This window comes from Mycobacterium sp. D16Q16, assembly GCF_002013745.1.
Taxonomy (GTDB): Bacteria; Actinomycetota; Actinomycetes; order Mycobacteriales; family Mycobacteriaceae; genus Mycobacterium.
Window position 1 is genome coordinate 175,916 of record NZ_MAEY01000001.1, and the last position, 26,699, is coordinate 202,614.

General features: G+C 64.2%; 27 protein-coding genes, 2 tRNA genes and 1 pseudogene. 11 read left to right on the forward strand and 19 right to left on the reverse strand.

The genetic code is table 11. From position 1 onward, the window contains the following. Positions 1 to 121: 121 nt before the first annotated feature. Entirely contained in the window at positions 122 to 1,276 is a 1,155-nt protein-coding gene (locus B4394_RS00860) for an FAD-dependent oxidoreductase (RefSeq protein WP_078313881.1), read from the forward strand. 9 nt (positions 1,277 to 1,285) lie between these two features. After that, positions 1,286 to 1,978 carry a VOC family protein gene (locus B4394_RS00865; RefSeq protein WP_078313882.1) on the forward strand — a complete coding sequence of 231 codons (693 nt, stop codon included), beginning with the start codon at positions 1,286 to 1,288 and terminating at the stop codon, positions 1,976 to 1,978. Here the strand turns inward: B4394_RS00865 and B4394_RS00870 are convergent. The 6 genes and pseudogenes from B4394_RS00870 to B4394_RS00895 form a co-directional block, all read right to left on the reverse strand. Further along, positions 1,975 to 3,234, reverse strand: coding sequence for a YibE/F family protein (locus B4394_RS00870; RefSeq protein ID WP_176138269.1), 1,260 nt, complete (start codon positions 3,232 to 3,234; stop codon positions 1,975 to 1,977). The two genes, B4394_RS00865 and B4394_RS00870, sit on opposite strands and share 4 nt — an antisense overlap. A 5-nt stretch (positions 3,235 to 3,239) precedes the next feature. Further along, positions 3,240 to 3,806, reverse strand: a complete 567-nt coding sequence (gene mobA, locus B4394_RS00875; protein WP_078313883.1) for a molybdenum cofactor guanylyltransferase — start codon at positions 3,804 to 3,806, stop codon at positions 3,240 to 3,242. 92 nt (positions 3,807 to 3,898) lie between these two features. After that, positions 3,899 to 4,123, reverse strand: a pseudogene (locus B4394_RS00880) (transglycosylase family protein); the annotation flags it as partial. An 859-nt stretch (positions 4,124 to 4,982) separates the two neighbouring features. Continuing rightward, positions 4,983 to 5,291 (reverse strand): hypothetical protein, encoded by a 309-nt coding sequence (locus B4394_RS00885; RefSeq protein ID WP_078309162.1) that lies wholly within the window; start codon positions 5,289 to 5,291, stop codon positions 4,983 to 4,985. A gap of 146 nt (positions 5,292 to 5,437) precedes the next feature. Continuing rightward, positions 5,438 to 6,526 carry a 2-oxoacid:ferredoxin oxidoreductase subunit beta gene (locus B4394_RS00890; protein WP_078309163.1) on the reverse strand — a complete coding sequence of 363 codons (1,089 nt, stop codon included), beginning with the start codon at positions 6,524 to 6,526 and terminating at the stop codon, positions 5,438 to 5,440. Further along, on the reverse strand, positions 6,523 to 8,484 hold the full coding sequence (locus B4394_RS00895) for a 2-oxoacid:acceptor oxidoreductase subunit alpha (protein WP_078309164.1): 1,962 nt from the start codon (positions 8,482 to 8,484) through the stop codon (positions 6,523 to 6,525). The genes B4394_RS00890 and B4394_RS00895 overlap by 4 nt, the downstream gene beginning before the upstream one ends. Positions 8,485 to 8,758: 274 nt before the next feature. On the opposite strand from B4394_RS00895, the gene B4394_RS00900 reads away from it, so the two are divergent. Next, the gene (locus tag B4394_RS00900) at positions 8,759 to 11,095 is read left to right on the forward strand and encodes an FdhF/YdeP family oxidoreductase (protein WP_078313884.1); all 2,337 of its coding nucleotides are present in this window, start codon (positions 8,759 to 8,761) and stop codon (positions 11,093 to 11,095) included. After that, positions 11,088 to 11,909 carry a formate dehydrogenase accessory sulfurtransferase FdhD gene (fdhD, locus tag B4394_RS00905; RefSeq protein WP_078309166.1) on the forward strand — a complete coding sequence of 274 codons (822 nt, stop codon included), beginning with the start codon at positions 11,088 to 11,090 and terminating at the stop codon, positions 11,907 to 11,909. The genes B4394_RS00900 and fdhD overlap by 8 nt, the downstream gene beginning before the upstream one ends. Here the strand turns inward: fdhD and B4394_RS00910 are convergent. Further along, positions 11,906 to 12,592, reverse strand: coding sequence for a guanylate cyclase (locus tag B4394_RS00910; protein ID WP_176138276.1), 687 nt, complete (start codon positions 12,590 to 12,592; stop codon positions 11,906 to 11,908). The genes fdhD and B4394_RS00910 overlap by 4 nt on opposite strands. A gap of 52 nt (positions 12,593 to 12,644) precedes the next feature. Here B4394_RS00910 and B4394_RS24975 point away from each other — a divergent pair, with 52 nt between their 5' ends. Beyond that, the gene (locus tag B4394_RS24975) at positions 12,645 to 12,806 is read left to right on the forward strand and encodes a hypothetical protein (RefSeq protein ID WP_139359845.1); all 162 of its coding nucleotides are present in this window, start codon (positions 12,645 to 12,647) and stop codon (positions 12,804 to 12,806) included. Between the two features lie 15 nt (positions 12,807 to 12,821). Here B4394_RS24975 and B4394_RS00915 read toward each other — a convergent pair whose 3' ends face one another. Beyond that, positions 12,822 to 13,478: a TetR family transcriptional regulator gene (locus B4394_RS00915; protein WP_170914944.1), complete on the reverse strand. Its 657-nt coding sequence runs from the start codon at positions 13,476 to 13,478 to the stop codon at positions 12,822 to 12,824. 104 nt (positions 13,479 to 13,582) lie between these two features. Here B4394_RS00915 and B4394_RS00920 point away from each other — a divergent pair, with 104 nt between their 5' ends. The 3 genes from B4394_RS00920 to B4394_RS00930 are packed head-to-tail and all read left to right on the forward strand — an operon-like array spanning position 13,583 to position 16,109. Further along, positions 13,583 to 14,674 (forward strand): ferredoxin reductase, encoded by a 1,092-nt coding sequence (locus B4394_RS00920; protein ID WP_078309169.1) that lies wholly within the window; start codon positions 13,583 to 13,585, stop codon positions 14,672 to 14,674. Between the two features lie 24 nt (positions 14,675 to 14,698). Beyond that, on the forward strand, positions 14,699 to 15,868 hold the full coding sequence (locus B4394_RS00925) for a fatty acid desaturase family protein (RefSeq protein WP_078313886.1): 1,170 nt from the start codon (positions 14,699 to 14,701) through the stop codon (positions 15,866 to 15,868). Positions 15,869 to 15,878: 10 nt separating this feature from the next. Then, a complete protein-coding gene (locus B4394_RS00930) occupies positions 15,879 to 16,109 on the forward strand; it encodes a hypothetical protein (RefSeq protein ID WP_078309171.1) in 231 nt (76 codons plus the stop codon). A gap of 48 nt (positions 16,110 to 16,157) precedes the next feature. Here the strand turns inward: B4394_RS00930 and B4394_RS00935 are convergent, their stop codons facing one another. From B4394_RS00935 to B4394_RS00965, 7 genes are all read right to left on the reverse strand, one after another. Next, on the reverse strand, positions 16,158 to 16,697 hold the full coding sequence (locus B4394_RS00935) for a GNAT family N-acetyltransferase (RefSeq protein WP_078313887.1): 540 nt from the start codon (positions 16,695 to 16,697) through the stop codon (positions 16,158 to 16,160). 20 nt (positions 16,698 to 16,717) lie between these two features. After that, a complete protein-coding gene (locus B4394_RS00940; RefSeq protein ID WP_078313888.1) occupies positions 16,718 to 17,338 on the reverse strand; it encodes a maleylpyruvate isomerase family mycothiol-dependent enzyme in 621 nt (206 codons plus the stop codon). Between the two features lie 9 nt (positions 17,339 to 17,347). After that, positions 17,348 to 18,628 (reverse strand): ATP-dependent Clp protease ATP-binding subunit ClpX, encoded by a 1,281-nt coding sequence (gene clpX / locus B4394_RS00945; protein WP_078291227.1) that lies wholly within the window; start codon positions 18,626 to 18,628, stop codon positions 17,348 to 17,350. A gap of 242 nt (positions 18,629 to 18,870) precedes the next feature. Then, entirely contained in the window at positions 18,871 to 19,524 is a 654-nt protein-coding gene (locus B4394_RS00950) for an ATP-dependent Clp protease proteolytic subunit (protein ID WP_078309174.1), read from the reverse strand. Beyond that, on the reverse strand, positions 19,521 to 20,114 hold the full coding sequence (locus tag B4394_RS00955) for an ATP-dependent Clp protease proteolytic subunit (RefSeq protein WP_030095101.1): 594 nt from the start codon (positions 20,112 to 20,114) through the stop codon (positions 19,521 to 19,523). Before B4394_RS00955 ends, B4394_RS00950 begins: the two co-directional genes overlap by 4 nt. A gap of 168 nt (positions 20,115 to 20,282) precedes the next feature. Continuing rightward, positions 20,283 to 21,758, reverse strand: coding sequence for a trigger factor (gene tig, locus B4394_RS00960; protein WP_078309175.1), 1,476 nt, complete (start codon positions 21,756 to 21,758; stop codon positions 20,283 to 20,285). 66 nt (positions 21,759 to 21,824) lie between these two features. Beyond that, a tRNA-Pro gene (locus B4394_RS00965) sits at positions 21,825 to 21,898 on the reverse strand. A 130-nt stretch (positions 21,899 to 22,028) separates the two neighbouring features. Here B4394_RS00965 and B4394_RS00970 point away from each other — a divergent pair. Next, positions 22,029 to 22,102: transfer RNA gene (locus B4394_RS00970), tRNA-Gly, on the forward strand. A gap of 21 nt (positions 22,103 to 22,123) precedes the next feature. Beyond that, entirely contained in the window at positions 22,124 to 23,002 is an 879-nt protein-coding gene (locus tag B4394_RS00975; RefSeq protein WP_078309412.1) for a hypothetical protein, read from the forward strand. Positions 23,003 to 23,008: 6 nt separating this feature from the next. Here B4394_RS00975 and B4394_RS00980 read toward each other — a convergent pair whose 3' ends face one another. From B4394_RS00980 to B4394_RS00990, 3 genes are all read right to left on the reverse strand, one after another. Then, the gene (locus B4394_RS00980) at positions 23,009 to 23,671 is read right to left on the reverse strand and encodes a TetR/AcrR family transcriptional regulator (RefSeq protein WP_078309176.1); all 663 of its coding nucleotides are present in this window, start codon (positions 23,669 to 23,671) and stop codon (positions 23,009 to 23,011) included. Positions 23,672 to 23,750: 79 nt separating this feature from the next. Next, a complete protein-coding gene (locus B4394_RS00985; RefSeq protein ID WP_078313889.1) occupies positions 23,751 to 24,548 on the reverse strand; it encodes an Fpg/Nei family DNA glycosylase in 798 nt (265 codons plus the stop codon). Positions 24,549 to 24,554: 6 nt separating this feature from the next. After that, entirely contained in the window at positions 24,555 to 25,034 is a 480-nt protein-coding gene (locus B4394_RS00990) for a ribose-5-phosphate isomerase (protein ID WP_078309413.1), read from the reverse strand. A 61-nt stretch (positions 25,035 to 25,095) separates the two neighbouring features. On the opposite strand from B4394_RS00990, the gene B4394_RS00995 reads away from it, so the two are divergent. Then, complete coding sequence (locus tag B4394_RS00995; RefSeq protein ID WP_078309178.1) at positions 25,096 to 26,052, forward strand: M48 family metallopeptidase; 957 nt, start codon at positions 25,096 to 25,098, stop codon at positions 26,050 to 26,052. Here B4394_RS00995 and B4394_RS01000 read toward each other — a convergent pair. Then, entirely contained in the window at positions 26,049 to 26,666 is a 618-nt protein-coding gene (locus B4394_RS01000) for a DsbA family oxidoreductase (RefSeq protein WP_078313890.1), read from the reverse strand. The genes B4394_RS00995 and B4394_RS01000 overlap by 4 nt on opposite strands. Positions 26,667 to 26,699 lie beyond the last annotated feature (33 nt).

Consider the following 26,699-nt stretch of genomic DNA (forward strand, 5'->3'; position numbering starts at 1 on the left):
CCTCCTAGATAACTGGGGTTTGGTAAACCTTAGCCAAGCAGATCAGCCCCGAGTGAACGAATGCCGAACATCACAACCTCAGACCCTTTACCCCTGTGGGGTCCACCCATAACGTCAAGCTATGAGCGGCCACATCGTCGTGGTTGGTGCCGGTATCGCCGGCCTGGCCACCGCAGTCGCGTTACAACAGTCAGGACGTGATGTCATCGTTCTCGACGACCGGGACGGCACCTCCACCGGATACGCGATTACCTTGTGGCCCAATGCATTAGCGGCATGCGATGCCCTCGGTGTCGGCGACGATGTGCGTGACGCCAGCGCACGCGTGGAGGCAGGCATGGTGCGCTGGCACGACGGGCGAATACTGCGGGAACCGCCGAACGGACAACTCACCAAGGCAGTGGGCGAACCTGTCGCGGTCACCGAACGCAATCAACTCCTGGCGATTCTGGCCACCCGGCTCGCACCGGGAACCGTGCGCTACGGCGCGCGAGTGAGCAACGTCCGAGATGGGCTGCACGGGACCTCTGTCGAGCTGTCCGACGGCGTGTCGCTCACCGCCGCCGCGGTCATCGGAGCGGACGGGATCGGATCGCTGGCCGCCCAATATCTCAACGGACCCCTCTCGTTCCGATACTCCGGATACACCGCGTGGCGCGGTATCGCCGAGGTTGCGATTCCGGATGAGCTAGCAGGGGTCACCATGGGACCGGGGATCGAATTCGGCCACCTGCCCATGCCTGGCGGCCGCACCTACTGGTTCGCCGGCGAGCGATCCCACGAGGCGCAGCGCGCATCTGACGGCGAAATCGACTACTTGGCAAGAAAGTTCAGCAAGTGGGCGGAACCCATACCGGACCTGTTGGGCCAGAGCGACGAGTCATCGGTGCTCCGCGGCGATATCTACGACCGCGGACGTCTGCGCCGGATCACCGGCGGTCGGGTGGTACTGGTCGGTGACGCCGCGCATCCGATGCGGCCACACCTGGGCCAGGGTGGATGCCAGTCGCTCGAGGATGCCGCGGTACTCGGCGCCGCGATATCTGAACGTTCCTCTCTGCCAAGCGCTTTCCGCGAGTACGCGCGCCGGCGAAAGTCCCGTACCCGGGTGGTAGTCAATCGAAGCCGCCAGATCGGGCACGCGACCTTTGCACGGCCCGCGGCGTTGGGCGGGCTGCTGGTACGCGCTTCGGGCCGACTACCCGCCTCGTTGTTCTGGCGGCAGCTCCAGGGCATTGCCGGATATGACGCGTGCGACATAGCGGTTCACCCCTAGGATCTCCCTGTGTCCCTTCCCGGGCCGGAGCCCGCGCCCAGCGCCAGTCTCAAGGACTTCTGCATCGACGCGATACTGCCGGTGCCCGTGGCCAAGTTCTGGGCCGCGGCCATCGGCGGCGAGATCGATATCGACGAGGCCGGCGAGGCCCTGATCCGGCGCGGCAAAGATGTCGACATCTGGGTCAATCGCGTCCCGGAGGCCAAGTCTGTCAAGAACCGTGTGCACTTCGATGTGTATGCGCGCGCCCCGGAGGACCTCACCGCGCTGGGCGCGACGGTACTGACAGCCGAACCCGATTGGGTCGTGATGGCCGACGTCGAGGGCAACGAGTTTTGCGCGTTCCTCGACCCCCATCTCGAAAGCGAGACGCCCGCAAGCCTCTTCGCAGTGTGCACCGATAGCGACAGACCGGTGGAACTCGCCCGGTGGTGGCAGGGTCTCGTCGGCGGCACACTTACTCCCGGCTCCGACGGCACCCTGCGGTGGCTGCGCGATGGCGCCGGATGGGGTGACCTCATCTGGAAATTCGTCCGGGTTGCCGACGAGCGCGTGGTGAAGAACCGCTGGCACTGGGATGTGCGCGCCGACGCCGCCGAATTGGTGCACGACGGTGCCCGCGCACTGCGCGGCCCCGATACCGACATCCGCTGGACCGTGCTGACCGACCCGGACGGAAACGAGTTCTGCGCCTTCGGCTAGGCCGCGTGCCCGCCTTCGGCGACACGCGCTTGACGGGGGGTCGCCAGGGCCGCCGCGATGGCCGTCGTCAGGGGAACCGAGAGCACCAGTGCGATACCGCCCACCGCGGACCGGGCGATCTCGATGGCCACACCTTCGCTTGTCAGCACGTCACCCAGGGAGCGGTTGGCGACGCTGAACAGCAGCATGAGCGGTAGCGAGTTCCCCGCGTACGCCAGCACGAGCGTGTAGACCGTGCTGGCGATGTGATCGCGCCCAACCCGCATGGCACCCAGGAACACGTCCTTACGGGTGGAGCCATCGCCCAGCTCTGCCAGTTCGAACACCGTGGACGCCTGAGTGACGGTCACATCGTTGAGAACACCGAGCGATCCGATGATGAATCCGGCCAGCAGCAGCCCGGATATCGACACTCCCCCCATGTACGCGGCGACTTCGTTGTTCTGCTCGTCGGACAGGCCCGTTAGGTGCGTCACCTCGATGACGGCCCAGGACAGTCCCGCGGCGAAAAGCATCGCCGTGAGCGTGCCCAGCAGCGCCGCGCTGGTGCGCATGCTGACCCCGTGGGCAAGGTAGATGACGACGAACAGGATCGTGGCCGACGCGATCAGTGCCAGCGGTAGCGCAGGGCCGCCGTCGCGTAGCGCCGGAAGCAGGAAGACGGCCAGCACCAGGAAGGCCACAAAAATACCGACTAGTGCACGCAATCCACGCCAGCGCGCCACCAGACAGATGACTATCGCGAACGCCGCGGCGACAGCGATCAACGGCCAGGTGCGTTCGTAATCGTAGAAGCTGTAGGTGGTGGCGCCCTGCGCGTCGACCTGTCTGGTGATCCGGATGTGTTCTCCGGCAGCGAGAGTCGGTTGCCCACCACCGGAAGTGAACTCCAGCTGAGTCTTGGCCCCCGAGTTGGGGCCGGAGGTGATGGCGATGAGGTCAAGCGCACAGGACGATTCGGGTGTCTGCCCCGCTGCGGGGTCGGCGGTGAGCACCTGCCCGGTAGACGGGCTGCCGCATTCGCCGAGGCGCGTCGACAGCACCGTGCCCGACTCCGTGGTTACCGCGCCACCGTGGGCGTTTTGATACGGCAGCGGAATGTCCACGGTGCGATGCTCGGGCCACAGCGTCACCAGCCCGATAAGGACCGCGACCCCCATCGCGGCGAGCAGACCCACCACGATCCGGGCTGCGCTGGATCCAAGAGGTGCCGGACCCGTCGGCATCGCGTGGGAATGACTATGAGAATGCGACACGCCTGTCAGGGTAGAGGCGGCAAGGCGTTCAGATCCGCCTCTGTGTTCACGTTCACGACCCATGTCGGGTCGGATATCGAAATTCGTTGCGCACCAACGCGCTCAATCAGTGCGCCGATCCGGCGTTCCCCCGCTGAGGTCAACTCATCAATGGTGTCGCATAGGCCTACGTCATAGAGGGCGGCCAGGTAGTGATCCCGGCCGACGGCGGCGGCCAAGACGATGCGACCGCTGCCGGTCGCGAGTTCCTCGACAAGTGCCGCAGAGATCAGGGGCATGTCGACGGCACAGACGAAAGCTCTGCCAGCCCCTCTGTCCCCGGCGGCCCGTAGCCCCTGCCCCAGCGCCACCAGTGGCCCCTGGCCGGGTTGAAGGTCATCCACGATGACCGCCTGCAGATCCCCGATGTCCTGCCCGGGCGCGCAGACCACGATCACCGGAGCACAGCGTGAGCTCACCGTTCGCACCGCGCGTTGGGCCAATGTCTGCCCGCCCCAGCGGATGGCCGCCTTATCGCGCCCCATGCGGCGCGACGCCCCGCCGGTGAGCACCACTGCCGCGAGTTGGTCCATGGAAGAAAGGTACGCACAGAACCACACAAGCCACCAAGGGGAATGTCATCGCCCCTGGTGGCTTGTATGTGGTCGAGCTGTGGTTCTCGGGTCTAGCCGCGCCGTCCGCAGACTGGCCATGCGCCGATGCCCTGACGGGCCAGCACGTTCTCGGCAATCCGGATCTGCTCCTCGCGCGAAGCAAGGTGCGGGGAGCCGGAGCCGCCGTTGGAGCGCCAGGTGCCCATGTTGAACTGCAGACCGCCGTAGTAGCCGTTTCCGGTGTTGATTCCCCAGTTGCCACCGGACTCGCAGTTCGCGATGGCATCCCAGTTGACCGGATCCGCACTCGCTGTTCCAGCCAGCGCCATCGGAGCCGCGACAAGCGCGCCGGTGATGGCTGCTGCGGTAAGCGTTTTGCGGATGTAATTCATGTCGTTCCTCTCGCCGGGCACGCACCGAACACCACCCGCTTGCGGATACCGCAGCGGGTTCAGGCACACCTCCAGGCGAGGTGGACATCGTCGTCGGATCGCGCCGTCTCGGTCGGGCGCGACAAGGGAGGCGGCTGCTGCCTCACCGGCTTGTGGTGGCCGGCGGCCAGACCGCCTCGCAGCGTTCCTGGCCCCATTTGCACACAGGGTTCACGGTTCGGAGTTTTGCTCCGATTTGTTGACGTGTCGGACCGTACGGAACCATTCAGCGAAAGTCACCTCACGACACGCACATCCCAAACCAATAACGAAACGATTACAGAGCCAATTGCCAGCGACTAACCCCAGGTCACTTAGGAAATTCTCAGGTTCCCTTAGGGTTGGCCCTACCTGCGATAAGTGAGTCAGATCACGCCGAATTTGTGAGCCCGGCCACCATTGCGGCAAATCACTCAAGTAACAATAGGAACTTCAACAACATACGGCGTGGCGAATTGACAAATTCACTCTATTCACTCTGATATCAGGCGTAACACTATTTGCCAATTATCAATCGCGACACATGATTGCCGGAGAAACAATGCAACCATTCCGCGTCGCCTTACGCACTTCGAGCGAAAAAAGTTGGCACACAGACCGATTCGCCGGTCACACACGACAAAGGCAGCGCACGAGCGCCGTACGTGATGCCAAGGACGCAGCGATCACGTTCTCCGGCCGGCGCGCAGAACTATTTGCGGTAGAAGGTATTTCAGGATTTCGGTCAGCAGCGCAGCGCGACTACCGCGATCTTGCGCGAGGTCACCGGGACGGTAGTCGGATAGTTCTGCGCATCGCGCCCCGCGCCCACATCCGTCACCGGGGACTGCTTTTCCACCGAGGTGACCGTGCACTTGCTCAAGTCGCCGCCCCCGCTCCTGGTGATGATCACCCGGTACCCATTGGCCTTGAGCTCGTTGATGACATCGTTGGCGTTGCCGCCCCCCGGGGCGGCCGCTGCCGTATCGGCACCACCCAACGAGACACCGATCATCGCCACAACTGTTGCTACCGCAATCAGCGACTGCCTCACGGCCTTCTCACCTCGTATCTAGGGCATGAAGGTTGTGTCCCGCACCGGCTGTGGCCCGGAAGCATCAACGTCCCTGCATCCTACGAGAGCAACCGCCCATCGCGCGCGAGGAGACGCCGAAGCATCCGAATACCTGGGCTCTCGGTCTAGCTGACGGTCCAGGTGTCCCGGCCGGTCAGCAGCGCCTGCAATGCCGCGGTGTCACTCGGCTTGGCGGCCGCGGCAGCGGTCAGCTGCTCACGGGCCAGATCGTCATAGGTCGCGCGCTGCACGCTGCGGAACACACCCATCACGGTGTGCTCAAGGTCCTGCTCGGACAACCGCGACAACGCAAAGGCGTAGGCCGGATCATCCGTATGCGCGTCATGCACCACGATGTCCTCGGCCTTCACATCCGCGGTCTTGGCCACTTCAAGGCCGAAACCCGAACGGATGACGCAGAGTTCGCCCTCGGCCCCGAAGGTGATCGGCTGGCCGTGGCTCACGTTGATGACGCGCTGCTCGGCGCCTTCCTTGCGCAACAGGTCGAAGGACCCGTCGTTGAAGATCGGGCAGTCCTGCAAGATCTCCACGAGTGCCGAACCGCGGTGGGCGGCTGCGGCGCGCAGCACCTCCGAGAGACCCTTCTTGTCCGAATCCAGGGCCCGTCCCACGAACGTGGCCTCGGCACCCAGCGCCAGCGACACCGGGTTAAAGGGGTAGTCCAGCGACCCCATCGGCGTCGACTTGGTGACCTTGCCGGTCTCGGAGGTCGGCGAGTACTGCCCCTTGGTGAGGCCGTAGATCCGGTTGTTGAACAACAGGATCGTCAGGTTCACGTTGCGGCGCAGGGTGTGGATCAGGTGGTTACCGCCGATGGACAATGCGTCACCGTCACCGGTCACCACCCACACCGAAAGATCCTCGCGAGCCAGCGCCAGGCCGGTCGCGATGGCCGGTGCGCGCCCATGGATCGAGTGCATGCCATAGGTGTCCAGGTAGTACGGGAACCGGCTGGAGCAGCCGATACCGCTGATGAACACGATGTTCTCGCGCTTGAGGCCAAGCTCCGGCAGGAAGCCACGGATGGTGTTGAGGATGACGTAGTCACCGCAACCCGGGCACCAGCGCACCTCTTGATCGGAGGTGAAGTCCTTCGACTTCTGCTCCACATCGGTAGTCGGTACCAGAGCATTGGCGGTCAGGCCAAGCTCCAAACCGTTGAGGCTGCCAGTTCCATTGAGTACGTCGGTCATGCTCGATCCCCTACGGCCACCGCGGATTCACGCGCGAGAACAGCCTTCTGACTTTCCTTTTCGGCGAGCGACCCATCCAGGGCCGCATCGATGATTTCTTCGACCTCATCGGCGAGGAAGGCCATGCCCTGCACCTTCGTCACCGACTGCACATCCACAAGGAACTTTCCGCGCAGCAGCAGCGACAGCTGTCCGAGGTTCATCTCCGGCGCAACGACCTTCGGGTACTTACGCAACACCTCACCCAGGTTCGTCGGGAACGGGTTGAGATGGCGCAGGTGGGCGTGAGCCACCTTGAGTCCCTTACGGCGAGCGCGACGGCATGCCTCACCGATGGGGCCGTAAGAGCTGCCCCACCCGACCATCAGCAGTTGCGCATCACCGGTCGGATCGTCGACCTCCAAGTCCGGCACCGTGATTCCGTCGATCTTGAGCTGACGCAACCGCACCATGAGGTCGTGGTTGGCCGGGTCGTACGAGATATTGCCCGAACCGTTGGCCTTCTCCAGACCACCGATGCGGTGCTCCAAACCGGGAGTACCCGGAACGGCGAACTGCCGGGCCAGCGTCTCCGGATCGCGGTTGTAAGGCGCGAAGTCCTGATCGGGGGTGGCGAAGGTGTGCTCGATCGCCGGGTAGCTCGCGATATCCGGGATGGCCCACGGCTCAGAACCGTTGGCGATCGCACCATCGGACAGGATCATCACCGGGGTCCGGTAGGTGAGCGCAATCCGCACCGCCTCGACGGCGATATCGAAGCAGTCCGAGGGCGAACGCGGGGCCAGCACCGCGATGGGCGACTCGCCGTTGCGGCCGTACAGGGCCTGCAGCAGGTCCGCCTGCTCGGTCTTAGTCGGCAGGCCTGTCGACGGTCCGCCGCGCTGCACGTCGATCACCAGCAGCGGCAGTTCCGTCATCACCGCAAGACCCACCGCCTCACTCTTGAGCGCCACACCGGGACCAGAGGTGCTGGTGACACCGAGGGCCCCGCCGAACGAAGCGCCCAGGGCGGCACCGATTCCCGCGATTTCATCCTCGGCCTGGAAGGTCAGCACGCCGAAGTTCTTGAGCTTGCTCAGCTCATGCAGGATGTCCGATGCCGGGGTGATCGGGTAGGTACCGAGCACCACCTGAGTCTTGGCGAGCTGGCCCGCAGCGACAACGCCGTAGGCCAATGCCGTGTTACCCGAGACCTGGCGGTACTCGCCCGCGGGAAGCGACGCCTTGGCGACCTCGTAGGTGGTGCCGAAGGCTTCGGTGGTCTCGCCGTAGTTCCAGCCCGCCCGGAAAGCCAGGATGTTGGCCTCGGCCACATCGGGCTTCTTCGCGAACTTCTCACGCAGGAACTGCTCGGTGCCCTCGAGCGGACGGTGGTACATCCAGGACAACAGCCCCAACGCGAACATGTTCTTGGTGCGCGCGCCATCCTTCTTGGAGACCCCGGCGGACTCGACAGCGCCCAGCGCCAGCGTGGTCATCGGAACCTGATAGACCACGTAGTCCGACATGTCGTCGTGCTCCAGCGGATCGGACTGATAGCCGACCTTGGCCAGATTGCGCTTGGTGAACTCGTCTGAGTTGGCGATCACCATGCCGCCGCGCGGCAGATCGCCGATATTGGCCTTGAGTGCGGCCGGGTTCATCGCCACCAGCACATCGGGCCGGTCGCCCGCGGTGAGGATGTCATAGTCGGCAATCTGGATCTGGAAAGACGAAACACCGGGGAGCGTGCCCTGAGGCGCCCGGATCTCGGCGGGGTAGTTCGGCTGGGTTGCGAGGTCATTGCCGAAGACGGCAGCCTCGGAAGTGAATCGGTCTCCGGTGAGCTGCATACCGTCGCCAGAGTCTCCAGCAAACCGGATGACGACCTTTTCCAGCTTCTCCGATACGGCTCCGTCGCCCACCGGTGACCTACCTTTCACGACGAACTCTGGCGGTGACGGTACGTACGCCACCATTCAGCAGAGTTTTCTGTCACTCTCGGTACCGATTATTGCACTTTCACACCGCTGACCTTGACGAGGGCATACCCGCAGGCGCGAAACTTGACACGTGTCGAGTCGCCACCTGCGGCCTGGCCTGTGCCGTTACCTCACTACCCGCCAGTAGACGTGAGGCAAATCACAAGGATGGGCCAAGCATCTGCTTGGTTGCCTCTCTGCGCCGCCACCGGGGACCAGCATTCGGGGGTTGTGGCACCCAGACACCCGCGACAGGGCCAGAATGAGAACTATGACCGGGCACCGGATACCGACGGTTGTTCAAGGCGCAGAACGCGAACCGGGCGAAAACGGCGAATCCCACGTCGACGTCACGGGAGCCAAGGACGTTGCCGCGGGGATGACCGCCGTCGGCGTTTCCCTGCAACGCGGTTTCGAACAAATGGGGCCATTGCGCACTGCCGCAACGCTGGCCAAGCTGAATCAACGCCACGGTTTTGACTGCCCAGGTTGCGCGTGGCCCGAAACCCCGGGTCACCGCAAACTTGCCGAGTTCTGCGAGAACGGGGCCAAAGCGGTTGCGGAAGAAGCGACTAAGCGCACAGTCACCCCGGCATTTTTCGCCCAGCACTCCGTGGAGGAACTCCGCGAGCTGCCCGAATACTGGCTCAGCCAGCAAGGTCGACTGACCCACCCGATGGTGCTGCGCCCGGGCGAATCGCATTACCGGCCGATTGATTGGGACGACGCGTACGAGCTCATCGCCCACGAGATCAAGGCCACCACCGACCCGGACCGCCTGGTTTTCTACACCTCGGGGCGCACGAGCAACGAGGCCGCATTCTGCTACCAGCTGCTGGTCCGCAGCCTGGGCACCAACAACCTGCCCGACTGTTCCAACATGTGCCACGAGTCGTCGGGCACCGCGCTAACGGACTCGATCGGCATCGGTAAGGGCTCGGTGTCCGTGCCCGATATCGAGCACGCCGACGTCATTCTCATCGCCGGCCAGAATCCCGGTACCAACCATCCCCGCATGCTGTCAGTATTGGAGAAGGCGAAAGCCAACGGCGCCAAGATCATTGCCGTCAACCCACTCCCCGAGGCCGGGCTGCTCCGATTCAAAGACCCACAGAAGGTCAACGGCGTGATCGGCCATGGCGTGGCGATCGCCGACGAGTTCGTGCAGATCCGCCTCGGTGGCGATATGGCGCTCTTCGCAGGGCTGGGCCGACTGCTGCTGGAGGCCGAAGACGCCAACCCCGGGAGCGTCGTCGACCGGCAGTTCATCGATGAGCATTGCGCAGGCTACGAGGAATGGGCCGCGCGGACGCGGACGGTCGACTGGGAAACCGTCACGCAGGCAACGGGTATCGAGATGGCCCAGTTACAAACGGTTGCCACACTCTTAGCCGAATCGAAACGCACCATCTTCTGCTGGGCCATGGGCCTCACCCAGCATCGGCACGCGGTTGCCACCATCGGTGAAGCGACGAATCTGCTGCTGATGCGCGGCATGATCGGCAAGCCGGGTGCCGGAGTGTGCCCTGTGCGCGGTCACTCGAACGTCCAGGGCGACCGCACCATGGGCATCTGGGAAAAAATGCCCGAAACCTTCCTGGCCGCACTGGATTCCGAGTTCGGCATCACCACCCCCCGTAAGCACGGATTCGACACGGTTGATGCGATCCGCGCCATGCGGGACGGCAAGGTCTCGGTGTTCATCGGCATGGGCGGCAACTTCGCGTCGGCCACCCCGGACACTGCAGTTACCGAGGCCGCACTACGCAATTGCGCACTGACCGTGCAGATCTCCACCAAGCTCAACCGCAGTCACCTGGTGAATGGACGCACCGCACTTATCCTGCCCACCCTCGGACGCACCGACAGAGACATCCAAGAATCCGGTAAACAGCTTGTTTCCGTGGAAGATTCGATGTCCATGGTGCATCTGTCGCGCGGCAGCCTGCATCCACCCAGCACAATGCTGCGCAGCGAGGTAGCCATCGTATGCCAACTGGCACACACCATCCTGGGGCCCGGACACCCGGTGCCGTGGGGCCGGTTTGTCGACGACTATGACACCATCCGCGATGCCATCTCACGGGTGGTGCCCGGATGCGCCGATTACAACACCAAGGTTCGCCGGCCGGATGGGTTCGCGCTACCACACCCGCCTCGCGACGAGCGCCAGTTCCCCACCCACACAGGTAAAGCCAACTTCTCAGTGGCACCGTTGGAGTGGGTGCCGGTGCCCCCGGGCCGGTTAGTGCTGCAGACACTGCGCAGCCATGACCAATACAACACCACCATTTACGGCCTGGACGACCGCTACCGAGGCGTCAAGGGCGGCCGTCGGGTGGTTTTCGTCAACCCGGAAGATCTTGCGGCATTCGGGTTGAGCGAGGGCGCGCGGGTTGATCTGGTATCTGAGTACCTGGACGCTGACGGGGTGCTGGAGGAGCGCCGAGCCGAGGACTTTCTCCTGGTGCCGTACTCCACCCCGCGAGGCAATGCCGCCGCCTACTATCCGGAGACCAATCCGCTTGTCCCCCTTGACCATGTCGCCGAAAGGTCCAACACCCCGGTGTCGAAGGCGGTCGTGATTCGATTGGTGGCCCGTGGGTAGGGTCACTGACAACCGCAAGATCCGGCGTATCGAAGGTGTCGGACGAGGTGACCGCAGCGAGACGCTCGTCGTCGAGGAACCCCTGGAAATTCGGGTGAATGGGCGTGCGGTGGCCGTCACCATGCGCACCCCCGGATCAGATGTCGAACTCACCCAAGGGTTCCTGCTCACCGAGGGTGTCATCGACAGCCGCGAGGACCTGCTGACCGTGCGCTACTGCCAGGGCGACGGACCCGACGGCCTGAACACCTACAACGTTCTGGATGTCACCCTGGCGCCCGGGGTTCCCGCACCCGACCCGGCGGTGACGAGGAATTTCTACACCACCTCATCCTGCGGCGTCTGCGGTAAGGGCTCACTGGAGGCGGTGCGCACCATCAGCCGCTTCTCCCCCGGCGACGACCCCTCCACCATCGACTCGCACACACTGGTGGGACTGCCCGACAAACTTCGTTCAGCGCAAAAGGTTTTCGCGATGACCGGCGGGCTTCACGCCGCGGCGCTGTTCACCGTGGACGGAACCATGCTGGTGGTGCGCGAGGACATTGGCCGGCACAACGCGGTGGACAAGGTCATCGGGTGGGCCCTCGAAAACGACCGCGTGCCCCTCGCTGCGACCGTGCTGCTGGTCAGTGGGCGGGCCTCCTTCGAGCTCGCGCAGAAGGCAACCATGGCGGGAATTCCGATTCTGGCCGCGGTGTCGGCGCCGTCCTCGCTGGCGGTAGACCTCGCGGCGCAGTCGGGGATGACGCTCGTCGCCTTCCTGCGCGAGGACAGCATGAACGTCTACACCCGGATGGATCGGGTTATCTAACCCTCCGGCACCTCAACCGCGATCTCCCTGCCCAGCGAGTACCCCGGCGCTATCGGTAAGTCGTCGCCACTCCAGAACGATCCCGGGTCGAAGTAGTTCGAGCGCTTCTCGGTAATGAGCAGCCCCATCTCCTCGAGGGTGATCGCCACCGTCTCGGCGCAGAACGCTGTCTCCAGTCCAGCCTGCCGTTGCTTTGTGATGTCCCGCTCGGCCACCTCGCGAACCTTCTTGTGCACGAAGGGCAGTCCGCGGGTGAGGTCGCTAACCGTGGGAAGCCGTCCACGCATCCAGCGACCGGTCAATCGCGCGGTGGCTGGAAACGGCGTCCCGTCCATCCTGGCCACGACGCGCAGTGCGGCGTCCTCCTGCTCGCGGGTTACCCGCGGGCTCAGCTGCCGAAGCCAGCACCGCTGTCCATACACGTGCGCCCATCGCTCGATCGCCGCGCGCGCATCGTGGAGCTGCACTCCCCGATGGTTGTCGCCGGTCCACACGTCGGTGAGTTTGTTGCCCAGTTCGGCGTGCCACATGAGCGGCGGCAGATCGTCGATCGCCACCGTCATGCCGACGTGGTTGACCGGGCTGTTCGACAACGTCTGGATGAGTCGATCGGGGCCCGAACGTCCGCGGAACACCCAGATGTCACCGGTGCGCGTCGCATCGAGCGCCTCATCGATCGACACGGCCCGACCGTCATCACGCAAGCGGCTCATCCCCGCACCGTAACCTGGTCCGATGGCCAACATGTGGAAGTGGCTCGGGCTCGCCGGGGCCGTCGGGGTGGCAGCAGGGGGCGTGCTAGTCGTGCGCGATCAACGCAAACGCGAGGCGTACACGGTGGATGAGATCCGCGACCGGCTGCATCAGCGACTCGGCGAAGCGGAGCGCCGCGACTAGCGAGCGAACTCTCGACTACTGGGAGCGCCAGTTCTGCAGGCCGACAAAGGCCATCGTCAGCGCGCTGGTAGCGCTCTCGACGACGTCGTCGGTCTCGGCGTCGGGCTGCACCAACTCGGCCACCGCGTTGGCGGCGATCGACAAAATCAGGTTGGCCGCCGTCGTGAGGTCGGCGGAATCCCACAGGCGCATCTGGTCGCGGCGCGCCAGATCGATCGCCAGCTCCCCCGCGAGCAGCCGCATCTCGATGTTCACGGCCCGCCGCACCTCGGTGGGTGCGGTGTACCGCTCGGTGACAACAAACCTCAGCTGATCAGGGTTTTCCTGCACCTGCTCGGCAAGAATCCGCATGGCCTCCGCCAATGACGCCGGTTCACGTCGCCGGATTTCCCGCGCGATACCCCGCGCTATGCGCATCCCTTCCTCCGCCAACGCGACGCCCAAGTCATCGAGCGACGAGAAGTGGCGATAGAAGGCCGTCGGCGAGATCCCCGCTCCACGGGCCACATCGCGCAGGCTGAGCCCGGAGAAGGCCTGGGTTCGTGAAAGTTCGAGAGCCGCCTCGATCAGCGAGGTCCTGGTGCGCAGTTTCTGCTCACCCCGAACCGATTCACGCCGCGTGGAGACACCCGCATGCGGTCCCCGTTCACGACGACTGGTCATAGCGGTCACTGTATCGCTGTGATGACCGACACGGTGATTGCGGCTTGACTGAGTGGGGGCCTGTTGGTTCACAATTTCAGTGTACATTCGTTAACCTAATGGAGGGAGTTCGAATGACATTTCTAACTAAAGCCACCCGACGCATCCTGACTCCTGAATCCTCACTGGGCCGGCTGCTGACAGCCGCACTTACCCCGCACGCGGTCGACCGGTATCTCGAGCTCGTCGACCCGATGATCACCTGGGAAGAGGCTCGCGCCCGCGTCGTTCGCGTGCAGCGCCGTACCACCCGATCGGTGACCTTAACGTTGCGCACCACCCACCAGTTCAGGGGCTTTCGCGCAGGTCAATTCGTACAGTTGGGCGTCGTCATCGACGGCGTCCGGCATGTCCGCTGCTTCTCGCCGTCCTGCGCGGACGACGCCCGCGACATCATCGAGCTGACCATCGCCCGCAGGCCCGACGGGCTGGTGTCCAACCACCTGTACAAACACGCCGCGGTCGGCGACGTGTACAGCATCACCCCGGCCTCCGGCACCTTCGTCCTCCCCTCGCCGCGACCCATTCGGACAGTTCTGATCGCGGCCGGTAGTGGGATTACACCCGTGCTCTCAATGGCGAGAACACTCATCGGCAATGGGTACCCGGGCCAGCTCGCGGTGCTCTACTACGCGCCGACAGCCGCGGACAACGCGTACGCACGCGAGCTCACCGCCCTCGGCGAGGTGCCCTCGGTCACCGTGCACACGGAGTACACGCGCGACGGCGGCCAGCACTTCAGTGCTGCGCAGCTCGATGCGATCGCGCCCTGGAGTGCGGACGCTCAGACGTTCCTGTGTGGACCGCCCTCGCTGCACGAGGCGGTGAGCACGCTGTTCGCCGAGCGCGGACTCTCCGACCGCCTGCACACCGAGGAGTTCACCCTCACCACGTCGGGCACCACCGGGGAGGCCGGGGGCGTGCTGCGATTCGCCACCTCCGATATCACCGCCGAAAACGACGGCCGGCCCATCCTCGAACAGGCCGAGGCCGCCGGACTGCAGCCCGAGTTCGGCTGCCGAATGGGAATCTGCTTCGCCTGCACGGCGGTGAAGACATCCGGATGCACCCGGAACCTGCGCACCGGCGACGAGAATGACGACCCCGATCAGCACATCCAGCTCTGCATCACCGCCCCCGTCGGCGACGTCTCAATCAACCTCTAAACAGCCCTGAAGGAGAGCAGTCCGATGCCAAGCAACGAAATCACCATCAGCGCAGCCGATATCGAGGCGCTGGGCAAGGATCTCGATGAATTGCGCGAGCGCGTTGTCGCCGACCTGGGCGACCGTGATCGCGAGTACATCTACTCGATCATCAAGACGCAGCGCGGCTGCGAGGCCGCCGGACGCGCCCTGATGTACCTGGGGTTCATCCCGCCGGTGTGGCTCGCCGCGGTGGGCGCGCTGTCCGTCTCCAAGATCCTCGACAATATGGAGATCGGCCACAACGTCATGCACGGCCAGTACGACTGGATGCGTGAAAAGGGCCTCAACTCACGCGACTTCGAATGGGACACCGTGTGCCCCGCCGACCAGTGGCGGCATTCGCACAACTACCTGCACCACACCTACACCAACATCGTCGACATGGACCGCGACGTGGGTTACGGCATCCTGCGCATGGCACCCGAACAGAAGTGGAACCCCTACTACTTGGGCAACCTGGCATGGGCGACCGCCCTGATGGTGTTCTTCGAGTGGGGCGTCATGGTGCACGAGCTTGAGGCCGAGAACATCGTGAAGGGCAAGCGCAAATGGTACGACCTGAAGCCGTTGATCAAAGGCATGTGGCACAAGGCCAGTAAGCAGGTTCTCAAGGACTACGTGATCTTCCCCGCGCTCACCGGCCCGCTGTTTCCGATCACCTTCCTGGGCAATATGTCAGCCAATTTCGTGCGCAATGTGTGGACGTTCTCGATCATCTTCTGCGGACACTTCCCGTCCGGCACCCAGACCTTCTCCAAGGAGGAGACCGCCAACGAGACACGTGGTGAGTGGTATGTCCGGCAGCTGCTCGGCTCTGCGAACATCGAGGGCAGCAGGCTGTTTCACATCATGAGCGGCAACCTGTCCCACCAGATCGAGCACCACCTGTTCCCGGATCTGCCCGCCAATCGCTATCCGGAGATGGCCACCGAGGTGCGCGAGCTGTGCCAGAAGTACGGCCTGCCCTACAACACGGGTGGTCTCTTCGCCCAGCTCTCGTCCACTTGGAAGAAGATCGCTCGCCTGTCCCTGCCTAACGGCTGGTTCCGCGGCGAGGAGGAGCTCGTGGTGCACATAGACCGGGACAAGAGCAGAAGTAAGCCGACCGAGGTCGTGGTCGTTGACGAGCGCGGTGAGCTGGTAGACGCGTAGGTTAGGTGTCGTGGTGAGCAAGTTCGAACGCAATAAGGACCTGGCCCAGGAGGTCGTGTCGTCGACCGCCGAGCATGTGGGTGAGATCGCCAAGATCATCACCAACGCGGTGGTGGACGTCACCCGGCAGCTCGGCGAGATCGCTACGGACGCCTTCGAGATGCGTGAGGCGGCCCAGCGCGCCGAGCAGGACAGCGCTCGGTCCGATGTGGACGTCGACGAAGATCCAGCTACACGCTGATTGGTCGAGGACTGGGCGCCACGTTCTGCTTCGCGGACAACGTGGCGCTCAGTCGGAGGCTTCTCGCCAGTCTGCGGCCGTGATCGTGAAGTAGACGTAGTCCTCCAGCGCGCCGTTGATCTCCCGCTTCTGACGGTGATGCTCGTGGGCACCGATCTTGGCGAGCGCACGCTGCGACCGCAGATTGTCCGCGGCCACATGGAACCACACCAGGTCGGCGTTGATGAACGCATAATCCAGCATGAGCGTCTTGAGCTCGGCGTTCACCGTGCCGCCCCAGTATTCACGGGTGATGAACGTGTACCCGATCGCAACCTCGCGCCTATCCGGATCCCACTCGTAAAACCGAGAAGAGCCGATCATCTCCCCGGTGGAATGATCGATGATGACAAGCGATTTCGCGGCGAGGGCCTCCACAAACCACTTCTCGAAGACCGGCCGCTGGTGACGGTCCGTGCTTGGGTGCTGCGCCCAGATGAGCGGATCGCTGGCAGCACGGTACAGCGGCTCAAGGTCGTCGTCTTCCAACGGACGCAGGGTGAGCCTTGGTCCCTCTAGCGTCGGTTGACTCATGAACTCGGTGGACATCACTACAAGCTTACGAGGGTTTACGAAATATGTTGCGCCAGGGTCGATTTACCCGGGCCATCGAGATCCGCCAGAACGCAGGGACGTGCGGCCATCGCCATCAGCAGCGCCTCGGCGGGTCCGGTGACCTCGGGCCCCCTCCCCCGAGACCAGTCAAGGTCGGCAGCCACGAGCCGCACACCGCGGGCGCGCAGCGCGCCCCGTACCGGCGGCGCCCACCGCGCGAAATCCATGGCGACGCGCATCCGTTCTCCCGGAATCTCGCGCGGGATCCCCAGCGGGCGACGGATGTCCTGTTGATGGACGATGCCGTCCAATAGGGCAATCCGGCAGCCAAATCCCGATGTCAGCGAGCGCGGCGTCTCCGAGGCCCGGACCATCGCCAGCAGCTGCTCGGGGGTTCGGTTCGCGAGTTCGGCGAGACGGTTGGCGTTGATGCGATTCGGATTGAAGCCGCCCCTGACGACGCGGGGGAAGAACTCGGTACCGCTGAGATCCTCGTACCCGATCATGTGCGCGACCACGTCACGCACCCGCCATTGCGTACACAGGGACGGCGCATCCCACTGCTCCGGAGTAAGCCCGGCCAGGAGGTTGGCGAGATCGATACGCTCAGCCCGCGCCAGCGCTATGGCGCTCATCGCGACGAACTAGGCGCTCTTATCGCGCCGTTCGGCACGCGAGGGCTTGCGCGGCACAATCGTCGGCAGCACGTTGTCGATGACGGTCTCCCCGGTCACCACGACCTTGGCGACATCGTCGCGGCTCGGGATGTCGTACATCACCGGCTGCAGCACTTCCTCCATGATGGCGCGCAGACCGCGGGCGCCGGTGCCACGGTGGATGGCCTGATCGGCGATGGCTTCCAGCGCATCCTGGCTGAATTCCAGCTCGACACCGTCCATGTCGAAGAGGCGGGTGTACTGCTTGACCAACGCGTTCTTCGGCTCGGACAGGATCGTGATGAGCGATTCGCGGTCCAGGTTCGTCACCGAGGCGACGATCGGCAGACGGCCGATGAACTCGGGGATGAGACCGAACTTGATCAGATCCTCGGGCATGACCTCGGCGAAGTGGTCGGTGGTGTCGATATCGGCCTTCGACTTGACCTCGGCGCCAAAGCCCAGGCCGCGCTTGCCGACACGATCCGACACGATCTTCTCCAGGCCCGCGAACGCACCGGCCACGATGAAGAGCACGTTGGTGGTGTCGATCTGGATGAACTCCTGGTGCGGGTGCTTGCGGCCGCCCTGCGGGGGCACCGAAGCCTGCGTGCCTTCCAGGATCTTCAGCAGCGCCTGCTGCACGCCCTCACCGGAGACGTCGCGGGTGATGGACGGGTTCTCGCTCTTGCGAGCGATCTTGTCGACCTCGTCGATGTAGATGATGCCGGTCTCCGCACGCTTCACGTCGTAGTCGGCCGCCTGAATCAGCTTGAGGAGAATGTTCTCCACATCCTCGCCCACGTAGCCGGCCTCGGTGAGGGCGGTGGCGTCGGCGATGGCGAACGGCACATTGAGCATCTTGGCCAGCGTCTGGGCCAGGTAGGTCTTGCCACAGCCGGTGGGGCCGAGCATCAAGATATTGGATTTAGCCAGCTCAACGGTCTCACCGCGGGCATCGCGGGCCTTGTCTCCGGCCTGGATGCGCTTGTAGTGGTTGTAGACGGCGACGGCGAGGGTCTTCTTCGCGTTGTCCTGGCCGATGACGTAATTCTCCAGGAACTCGCGGATCTCCACGGGTTTGGGCAGCTCATCGAGCTTGACGTCGTCGGCGTCGGCCAGTTCCTCTTCAATAATCTCGTTGCAGAGGTCGATGCATTCATCGCATATGTACACGCCGGGGCCGGCGATGAGCTTCTTAACCTGCTTCTGGCTCTTTCCGCAGAACGAGCATTTCAGCAGGTCGCCGCCGTCTCCGATACGTGCCATGGTGGCCAGTCCTACTTCCTGTCACACGGTGGTGGATCGTGGTGTCAACACGTCCGCTGACCTGTTGGTCCCGACGCTACCCGCTATACCGGACACCCCGCGACCGATAAACCGAATAGCACCGACGGCATTTACGCCCTGCCGTGCTGGAGAACATATCGCCTCACACCGACCTAGGCCGCCGATGACGCGCACCGAGGACCGGTGTGTTGCAACTGTTATCCGGACTCGCCGCCCGGCAGCTACGAGGTGGCCTGTGCGGACAGCTTGCGGTATTCCAGAACGACGTCGATCATCCCGTACTCCTTGGCCTCCTCGGCCGTGAAGATCTTGTCGCGGTCGGTGTCCTTACGGATGATCTCCGCGGCCTTGCCGGTGTGCCGCGACAGGGTCGTCTCCTGCAGCACGCGCATGCGCTCGATCTCCTTGGCCTGGATCTCCAGGTCGGTGAACTGACCCTGGATCACACCGGACAGCGAGGGCTGGTGGATCAGCACGCGGGCATTGGGCAGCGCCATCCGCTTTCCGGGAGTGCCCGCTGCGAGCAGCACGGCCGCGGCCGAGGCGGCCTGGCCCAGCACCACCGTGCGGATGTCCGAGCGGACGTACTGCATGGTGTCGTAGATCGCCATCAACGAGGTGAAGGAGCCACCCGGGGAGTTGATGTACATGGTGATCTCACGATCGGGATCCAGCGACTCCAGCACCAGCAGCTGGGCCATGATGTCGTTGGCCGAGGCGTCGTCCACCTGCACGCCGAGGAAGATGATGCGCTCCTCGAACAGCTTGTTGTACGGGTTGGACTCCTTGACACCGAAGCTCGAGTGCTCGATGAACGAGGGCAGGATGTAGCGCGCCTGCGGAGCCAGTTCCGGGTTGAGGTGCTTCGAGATCACTTGGAGGCTCCCTTGCTGCCGTTGAGATTGCCGCGGGTGATGATCTTGTCGACGAACCCGTACTCCAGTGCCTCCGCCGCGGTGAACCAGCGGTCGCGGTCCGAATCGGTCTCGATCTGTTCGACACTCTTGCCGGTGAATTCAGCGTTGAGGCGGAACATTTCCTTCTTGATGACCGTGAACTGCTCGGCCTGGATAGCGATATCGGAGGCGCTACCGGTCACACCACCGAGAGGCTGGTGCATCAGGATCCGGGCGTGCGGCAGCGCGTGCCGCTTGCCCTTGGTGCCCGCCGCGAGCAGGAACTCGCCCATCGATGCCGCCATGCCCATCGCGTACGTGGCGATATCGCACTCGGACAGCTCCATGGTGTCGAAGATCGCCATGCCGGCGCTGATCGACCCACCCGGTGAGTTGATGTACAGGTGGATGTCCTTGGTGGGGTCCTCGGCCGTCAGCAGCAGAATCTGCGCGCACAGCTTATTGGCGATGTCGTCGTCCACCTGCTGGCCCAGGAAAATGATGCGCTCGGAGAGCAGGCGCTCATACACCGAGTCGATGAGGTTGAGCCCGGCTGTCGCCGAACGCATTTCAGTCACTGTGCAACCTGCCTTCGTCTAGCACTTCGGGATTTCGCTTGAGAACCAATTCCGTGTACTGCCGACATTAACCAACATCGGCGGCTGCGCACTCCCCACAACGGGCGAGTTCGCTCAGAGCGTGATGTTCCTCGCCACAATGGCTCATCACGTCGTCATTTAGGCGTCGGCGGCTTCTCCGGCGTCGTCCTTGCTCTTCTTCTTGGCTTTCTTCTCGGACTTTTCGGACTTGTCGTCGTCCTTGCCCTTCTTCTTGCCCTTGTCCGCGCTCTCCTCGGCGGCTGCATCTGCGCCGGCCTCGTCAGCCCCGCCACGACGCGGCCCCAGCACGGCGTCGACGTCGACATCGGCGCCAGTGGAGTCGGTCACCTTGGCCTGACGGATGACTTCGGCGATGGCCTTACCGCGGCGCACGTCGACGTACAGGCCGGGCAGCTGCTGCTGCTGGGTCAGGTACTGCACCAGCTGCTGCGGCTCGATGCCGTACTGACGGGACATGAGAACCAGACGCTCGGTGAGGTCCTGCTGGTCGACGTTGATGTCGAACTTGTCGGCGATCACATCGAGCAGCAGCTCGGTCTTGATGGACTTGGTCGCGGACTCACGCAGGTCCTTGTCGAACTCTTCACGCGAGGTGCCCTGCTCCTCGAGCAGTTCGTTGAGCTTCTCCTCGTTGTGATCCAGACCGTGAACGGCCTCGTGCAGGCTGTTACCGATCTGCTCCTCGAGGATCTTCTCGGGCACCGGGATCTCGACCGTGGCGAGCAGTGCGGTGATGGTCTCATCGCGGATCTCGTCGGCCTGCGCGATGCGCTTGCGCCCCTTCACCTGCTCGGTGAGGCTGTCCTTGAGCTCGCCGATGGTGTCGAACTCGCTTGCCAGCTGGGCGAAGTCGTCGTCGGCGGCGGGAAGCTCGCGCTCCTTGATCGACCCGACCTTGACGGTGACCTCAGCGTCCTGTCCGGCGAACTCACCGGCGGCCAGCTTGGTGGTGAACACCTTCTCCTCGCCGGCCTTCAGACCGATGATGGCCTCATCCAGGCCGTCGATCAGCTGTCCGGAGCCGATCTCGTGGGACAGGCCGGTGGTCGCGGCATCCTCGACCTCCTTGCCGTCCACGGTGGCCGACAGGTCGATCGACACGAAGTCGCCGTCCTCGGCGGCACGCTCGACACCCTTGAGGGTCCCGAACCGTGCACGCAGCGAGTCCAGCTCAGCGTCGACCTCGGAGTCCTCAACAGTGACCGGCTCGACGGTGACGGCGACCGTGCTCAGATCGGGCAGCTCGATTTCGGGGCGCACATCCACCTCGGCGGTGAAGGTCAGCTCCTCGCCGTCCTCGATCTTGGTGACCTCGATCTCGGGCTGTCCGAGCGGCTTGACGTCGGACGCGGTGACAGCCTCGCTGTACCGGCCCGGAAGGGCGGAGTTGACGACCTGCTCCAGCACGGCGGCCCGGCCGACACGCGCCTCAAGCAGCTTGGCGGGAGCCTTGCCGGGACGGAAGCCGGGCAGGCGGACCTGCTGGGCCAGCTCCTTGTATGCCTTGGAAAAATCTGGTTCGAGCTCTGCGAAGGGAACCTCGACGTTGATGCGAACCCGGGTCGGGCTCAGCTTTTCGACGGTGCTCTTCACGTGCAGTGCTCCTTTATAGTTCGCGGCAGATCGTCGTGACCTGCGGTTCTTCGTGCTGTCGTGCTGTCGGGGTGACAGGATTTGAACCTGCGACCCTCCGCTCCCAAAGCGGATGCGCTACCAAGCTGCGCTACACCCCGTCGGACCTGCGTCCACACTTCCGGCAAGACGAAGCGATCTTACGGCCTCACCATGCAACGGTATGAATTGGATTTGATCCGCCCCGGCGCTGTACATTCGTCAGCGCGTGCGGGACAACCTCGCACGCATGCGGGTGTAGCTCAATGGTAGAGCCCTAGTCTTCCAAACTAGCTACGCGGGTTCGATTCCCGTCACCCGCTCCACACATCAGTACCGTGGGTGCCATGGAAATCATCCTGGGCCTGCTTCTCCTCGGCGTGATCGTCGGTGGCGCGATCATCTACACACAGGGATCGAGCCGCCGCCGTGGCGACCAACTCGAGGACGCCAAGGCCGACGCCCGCCGCCTCACCGAGCGCCTCGGCGGACAGGTACTGGGCCTGACCGGCAACGACGATGCATCCCGCCAGGCGCTCGCCGACGCCTCTGAGCGCTTCACCGCCGCATCTTCGGCGATCGAGCAGGCCCGGACCCCGGCACAGGCAACGCTGGCCAAGGAAAGCGCCATCGAGGGGCTGTACTACGTCCGGGCAGCCCGCCTCGCCATGGGTATGGATCCCGGACCCGAACTCCCCTCCACCACCGGACAAAGCAAGGCCGGCTCCGTCAGTGAGGAACGGCGCATCAACTTCGAAGGGCGCGAGATCGAGGCCTCTCCGGAGCCCTCCGGCCGCACCCCCAACTACTACCCCGGCGGCACGGTCGCCGGACGACCGGTTCCCGCCGGCTGGTACTCCGAGCCGTGGTGGAAGCCCGCGCTCGTGGCGGGGGCATGGGGTGTGGGTTCGGCGCTGCTGTTCAACTCGCTCTTCTCCGGTATGCACGGCGTCGGATACGGCGCCTCCGGCTTCGAAAGCGGTTTCGGCCAAGGCTATTCGGACGGATATGACGCCGGGGCGAATGCCGGGAACGACGGCGGCGCGGACCAGGCCAGCTGGGATCAAGGTGCAGGCGGGGCCGACCAGGGGAGCTGGGACCAGGGCGGCTCCGGTTGGGACCAGAGCGGCGGTGGCTGGGATCAGGGCGGTGGCAGCGGTTGGGACGGCGGCGGCTGGGATGGTGGCGGCGGTGGCGACTTCGGCGGCGACTTCGGAGACTTCTAGGCGCACCTACCGCGCGTCGAGCGGCACATTCGGAGTAAGCAAGATGGGTGCAAACGTCTCGCGCGCCAGCGCACGCACCTCTTCGGTGTTGCCGAGGTCAATGGTTGTCGTGGGCGCAGCGAGATATCCCAGCACCAAGTGGATCAAGACATCGACCTGCCGTTTCGAATCTCCCGGCGGGATACGCCCTTCCTCCCGCATCTGATCGATCTGGGAAGTGAGATAGTGTCGCGCCAGTTCGATTGGCGCCGGGTCTCCCTGCGTGATTGCTTCTATCGCAGTCATCCTCGCCACGATTGAATCACCGCGCAGCAGAGGATGATTCACAACTTCGATACAGACAGCGAACCCCTCGGCCACCCGCTCGTCAATGTCGTCAAAACCGCCCGCACGCTCTTGTAGCTCGTCCAGGAACTTTCGCATTTCTTGGGCAAGCGCCCTCTCGAACAACTGGTCTTTACTCGAGAAGCGTCGAAACACCGTGGCACGGCCCACCTTCGCCCGCCGCGCTACTTCGTCAATGGTCGCGGACTGGGTGCCCCGCTCCGCGAGCACCTCGATGGCCGCGTCCAGCAATCTGGTGTCAATGTCGTCAGGTTCCGGGTGCGAACCAAGTCCGCGAACAGCGCGCGCGAAAAGTTTTCCCAACGGCGCGCCCGGTCTTGTCACGCAATCTCCTACGCTGTACCTGGTACATGGTGTCCCACTTGGGCCACTCTAGCAACCTCACACGTCGCTGCAGCTCTCATCAGCCTATTTGACATGAGGGACACCAGAACAGATTTCGCGCATCCATCTCCGCGGTGCGGATCGGCGTGCCGCACACCCGGCAGGGCGCACCCGCCCGGCGATACACGTAGGTGCGGGGGCGGTCCGGCGCGTACGACGGGTCACCATGGTCGAATTCGGCATCGACGGTGACGATCTTTCCGACCCGCAGTCCGACGCGCATTCTGTCCACCAGGTCACCCCAGAGCGCGGTGAGCTCGCCGGAATCCAGCCGGGCGCCCTCCCGGTACGGGTCGATCCGCTGACGGAACAGCACCTCACTGCGATAGACATTGCCCACGCCCGCGATGATCTTCTGGTCCATCAGCAGGGCACCGATTGGCCTGCGCGACTTCGTAATCCGCTCGAAGGCCGTCGCCGGGTCGGACCGGGGTCGCAGCGGGTCGGGGCCCAGGCGAGCCAGGATCGCATCGACCTGTGCGGCGTCGATGAGCTCACACGCCGTCGCGCCGCGCAGATCGGTCCCGAACTGCGCTCCCTCGATACGCATCCGCACCTGCCCGACGGGAAGACCCATCGGGACCGGCAGCTCGATGAACGTGCCGTACAACCCAAGGTGAACATGCACCACACCGGCGGGGCCGTAATCGTGGAACAGGTGCTTGCCCCAGGCATGCGCCTTCACGAAGATGCGCCCATTGACCGCGGCCGCACCTTCGGTGAACCGTCCCTGCGGACTACTGACGGACACCGGCGAACCGGCGAACCGGCGCTGGTGCAACCGGGCCAACCGGTGCAGGGTATGCCCCTCCGGCACAGACGTTTACGCGTCGGCGCCCGGTACCGGCGGCGCCTCGTGGGTGGCTTCGTACTCGGCCAGGATGTCGATGCGGCGCTGGTGCCGCGGCTCCTCTGACCACGTGGCCGCCAGGAACGCGTCCACGATGGCGAGCGCCTCGGGCACGGTGTGCATGCGGCCACCGATGCCGATCAGCTGCGCGTTGTTGTGCTCGCGCGCCAGCACCGCGGTCTCCAGGCTCCACGCCAGCGCACAGCGGGCACCCGGGACCTTGTTGGCGGCGATCTGCTCACCGTTACCCGAACCACCGAGCACGATGCCGAGGCTGCCTGGATCGGCGACGGTGCGCCGCGCCGTATCGATGCAGAACGCCGGGTAGTCGTCCTGCGGATCCAGTTCAAAGGCACCGCAGTCCACCGGCTCGTGGCCGCGACCACGAAGGTGCTCGATGATCTTCTGCTTCAACTCGTATCCGGCGTGATCGGCTCCCACATAGACGCGCATGGCCCCAATTGTGACAGTCGTGTTGTGCCAGGTTGCCCCGTGGTCGGTTACCGTGGCGCGCATGTACCCGGTCGGACTGCCCCAGTACACCTATCCCCCACGTCGACATCCCTGGGAGATCGGGTTGCTCGTCGTCGTGATCCTGTTCACAGTGCTGCTCTACATCGGTGCGATTTTCGGCATCATCGGATATCTCGCCGACCCCGAGCACGTCCAGCTGAACATCCTCATCGTCGCGCTGGCCGCCACTCCCCTGACCCTGTTCCTGGGTCGAGGCATCCTCTACGGGCAGCAGCGCGTGAACGGCGTCAAGATGTCGCCGACGCAGTTCCCCGAGGGGTACGCGATGGTCGTCGAGGCAGCGCAGCGCTTCGGCCTGCAGGAACTTCCCGACGCTTATGTCGTACTGGGCAACGGCCAGATCAACGCCTTCGCCAGTGGCCATGGCTTCCGCCGGTTCGTCGTCGTCTACAGCGACCTGTTCGAGATCGGTGGCGAGGCACGCGATCCGGAGGCACTGGCCTTCATCATCGGCCACGAGGTCGGTCACATCGCCGCCGGGCACGCGTCCTACTGGCGGCAGTTCGCCCAGACCGCGATGAATTTTGTCCCGTTCCTCGGCACCTCGCTGTCGCGGTCCATGGAATACACCGCCGACAATCACGGATACGCCATGCGCCCCACCGGCATTCAGGGCGCCATCGGCGTGATGGCGGCGGGCAAGTATCTACTCAAGCGGGTCGAGTTCGACACCCTGGCCAATCGGGCCACCCTGGAGACGGGCTTCTTCGTGTGGCTAGTCAACATGCTGTCCAGCCATCCCGTGCACACCTGGCGGGCGGCCGCGTTGCGGAATCGGCAGCAGGCTGGGTCGTTGTTCTTCCGACCCAAGCTGCTGCCGCCGACTCCCATTCCTCCGGTGCCGCCGGTGCTACCTCCGGCGCCACCGCCGATCGCCCACGGCTACCTACCGCCCCACCAGGCGTACACGTTCGGTAATCCGCCCCCGCGTTACTAGTCGAACGTCGGTGCCTCGGTGCGCGTGCGCTTGAGCTCGAAGAAGTACGGATACGAGGCAAAGATCACCGACGCATCCCACAGCTTCCCGGCCTCTTCGCCGCGCGGGATCTTGGAGATCACCGGGCCGAAGAAGGCCACACCGTTGACGTGGATCGTCGGGGTACCCACATCCGGGCCCACCTTGTCCATACCGGCGTGGTGGCTGACGCGCAGTGCCTCGTCGTACTCGGTGGACTCGGCGGCGTCGGCCAGCTCGGCCGGCAGGCCCACCTCAGCCAGCGACTCGGCGATGACCGCCGGAAGGTCCTTGTTGTCCTGGTTGTGAATCCGGGTACCCATGGCGGTGTACAGCGGCTCCAGGATCTCGGGGCCTTTCGCCTGCTCGGCGGCGATGGCCACCCGCACCGGTCCCCAGGCTGTCTTCATGAGTTCCTGGTAGCGCTCCGGCAGGTTATCGCGTCGCTCGTTGAGGACGGCCAGGCTCATCACCCGGAACTTCACGTCGATATCGCGAACTTTCTGGACCTCCAGAATCCACCGCGAGGTGATCCAGCACCACGGACACAGCGGATCGAACCAGAACTCGGCGAGGTCCTTCTTGTCTGCAGACATAACGCGCCTTTCGGATGTGATGTGGCCGGCCTA

Coding starts and splice junctions, on each gene's coding strand:
- B4394_RS00975 (WP_078309412.1), top strand. CDS start 22,124: ATGGAAATCATCCTGGGCCTGCTTCTCCTCGGCGTGATCGTCGGTGGC.
- B4394_RS00925 (WP_078313886.1), top strand. CDS start 14,699: ATGCCAAGCAACGAAATCACCATCAGCGCAGCCGATATCGAGGCGCTG.
- mobA (WP_078313883.1), bottom strand. CDS start 3,806: ATGGACCAACTCGCGGCAGTGGTGCTCACCGGCGGGGCGTCGCGCCGC.
- B4394_RS00990 (WP_078309413.1), bottom strand. CDS start 25,034: ATGCGCGTCTATGTGGGAGCCGATCACGCCGGATACGAGTTGAAGCAG.
- B4394_RS00995 (WP_078309178.1), top strand. CDS start 25,096: ATGTACCCGGTCGGACTGCCCCAGTACACCTATCCCCCACGTCGACAT.
- B4394_RS00860 (WP_078313881.1), top strand. CDS start 122: ATGAGCGGCCACATCGTCGTGGTTGGTGCCGGTATCGCCGGCCTGGCC.
- B4394_RS00940 (WP_078313888.1), bottom strand. CDS start 17,338: ATGAGCGCCATAGCGCTGGCGCGGGCTGAGCGTATCGATCTCGCCAAC.
- B4394_RS01000 (WP_078313890.1), bottom strand. CDS start 26,666: ATGTCTGCAGACAAGAAGGACCTCGCCGAGTTCTGGTTCGATCCGCTG.
- B4394_RS24975 (WP_139359845.1), top strand. CDS start 12,645: ATGGCCAACATGTGGAAGTGGCTCGGGCTCGCCGGGGCCGTCGGGGTG.
- B4394_RS00935 (WP_078313887.1), bottom strand. CDS start 16,697: ATGTCCACCGAGTTCATGAGTCAACCGACGCTAGAGGGACCAAGGCTC.
- B4394_RS00890 (WP_078309163.1), bottom strand. CDS start 6,526: ATGACCGACGTACTCAATGGAACTGGCAGCCTCAACGGTTTGGAGCTT.
- B4394_RS00955 (WP_030095101.1), bottom strand. CDS start 20,114: ATGCGTTCGGCGACAGCCGGGCTCAACCTCATCGACTCGGTGTATGAG.
- clpX (WP_078291227.1), bottom strand. CDS start 18,628: ATGGCACGTATCGGAGACGGCGGCGACCTGCTGAAATGCTCGTTCTGC.
- B4394_RS00895 (WP_078309164.1), bottom strand. CDS start 8,484: ATGGTGGCGTACGTACCGTCACCGCCAGAGTTCGTCGTGAAAGGTAGG.
- B4394_RS00920 (WP_078309169.1), top strand. CDS start 13,583: ATGACATTTCTAACTAAAGCCACCCGACGCATCCTGACTCCTGAATCC.
- B4394_RS00900 (WP_078313884.1), top strand. CDS start 8,759: ATGACCGGGCACCGGATACCGACGGTTGTTCAAGGCGCAGAACGCGAA.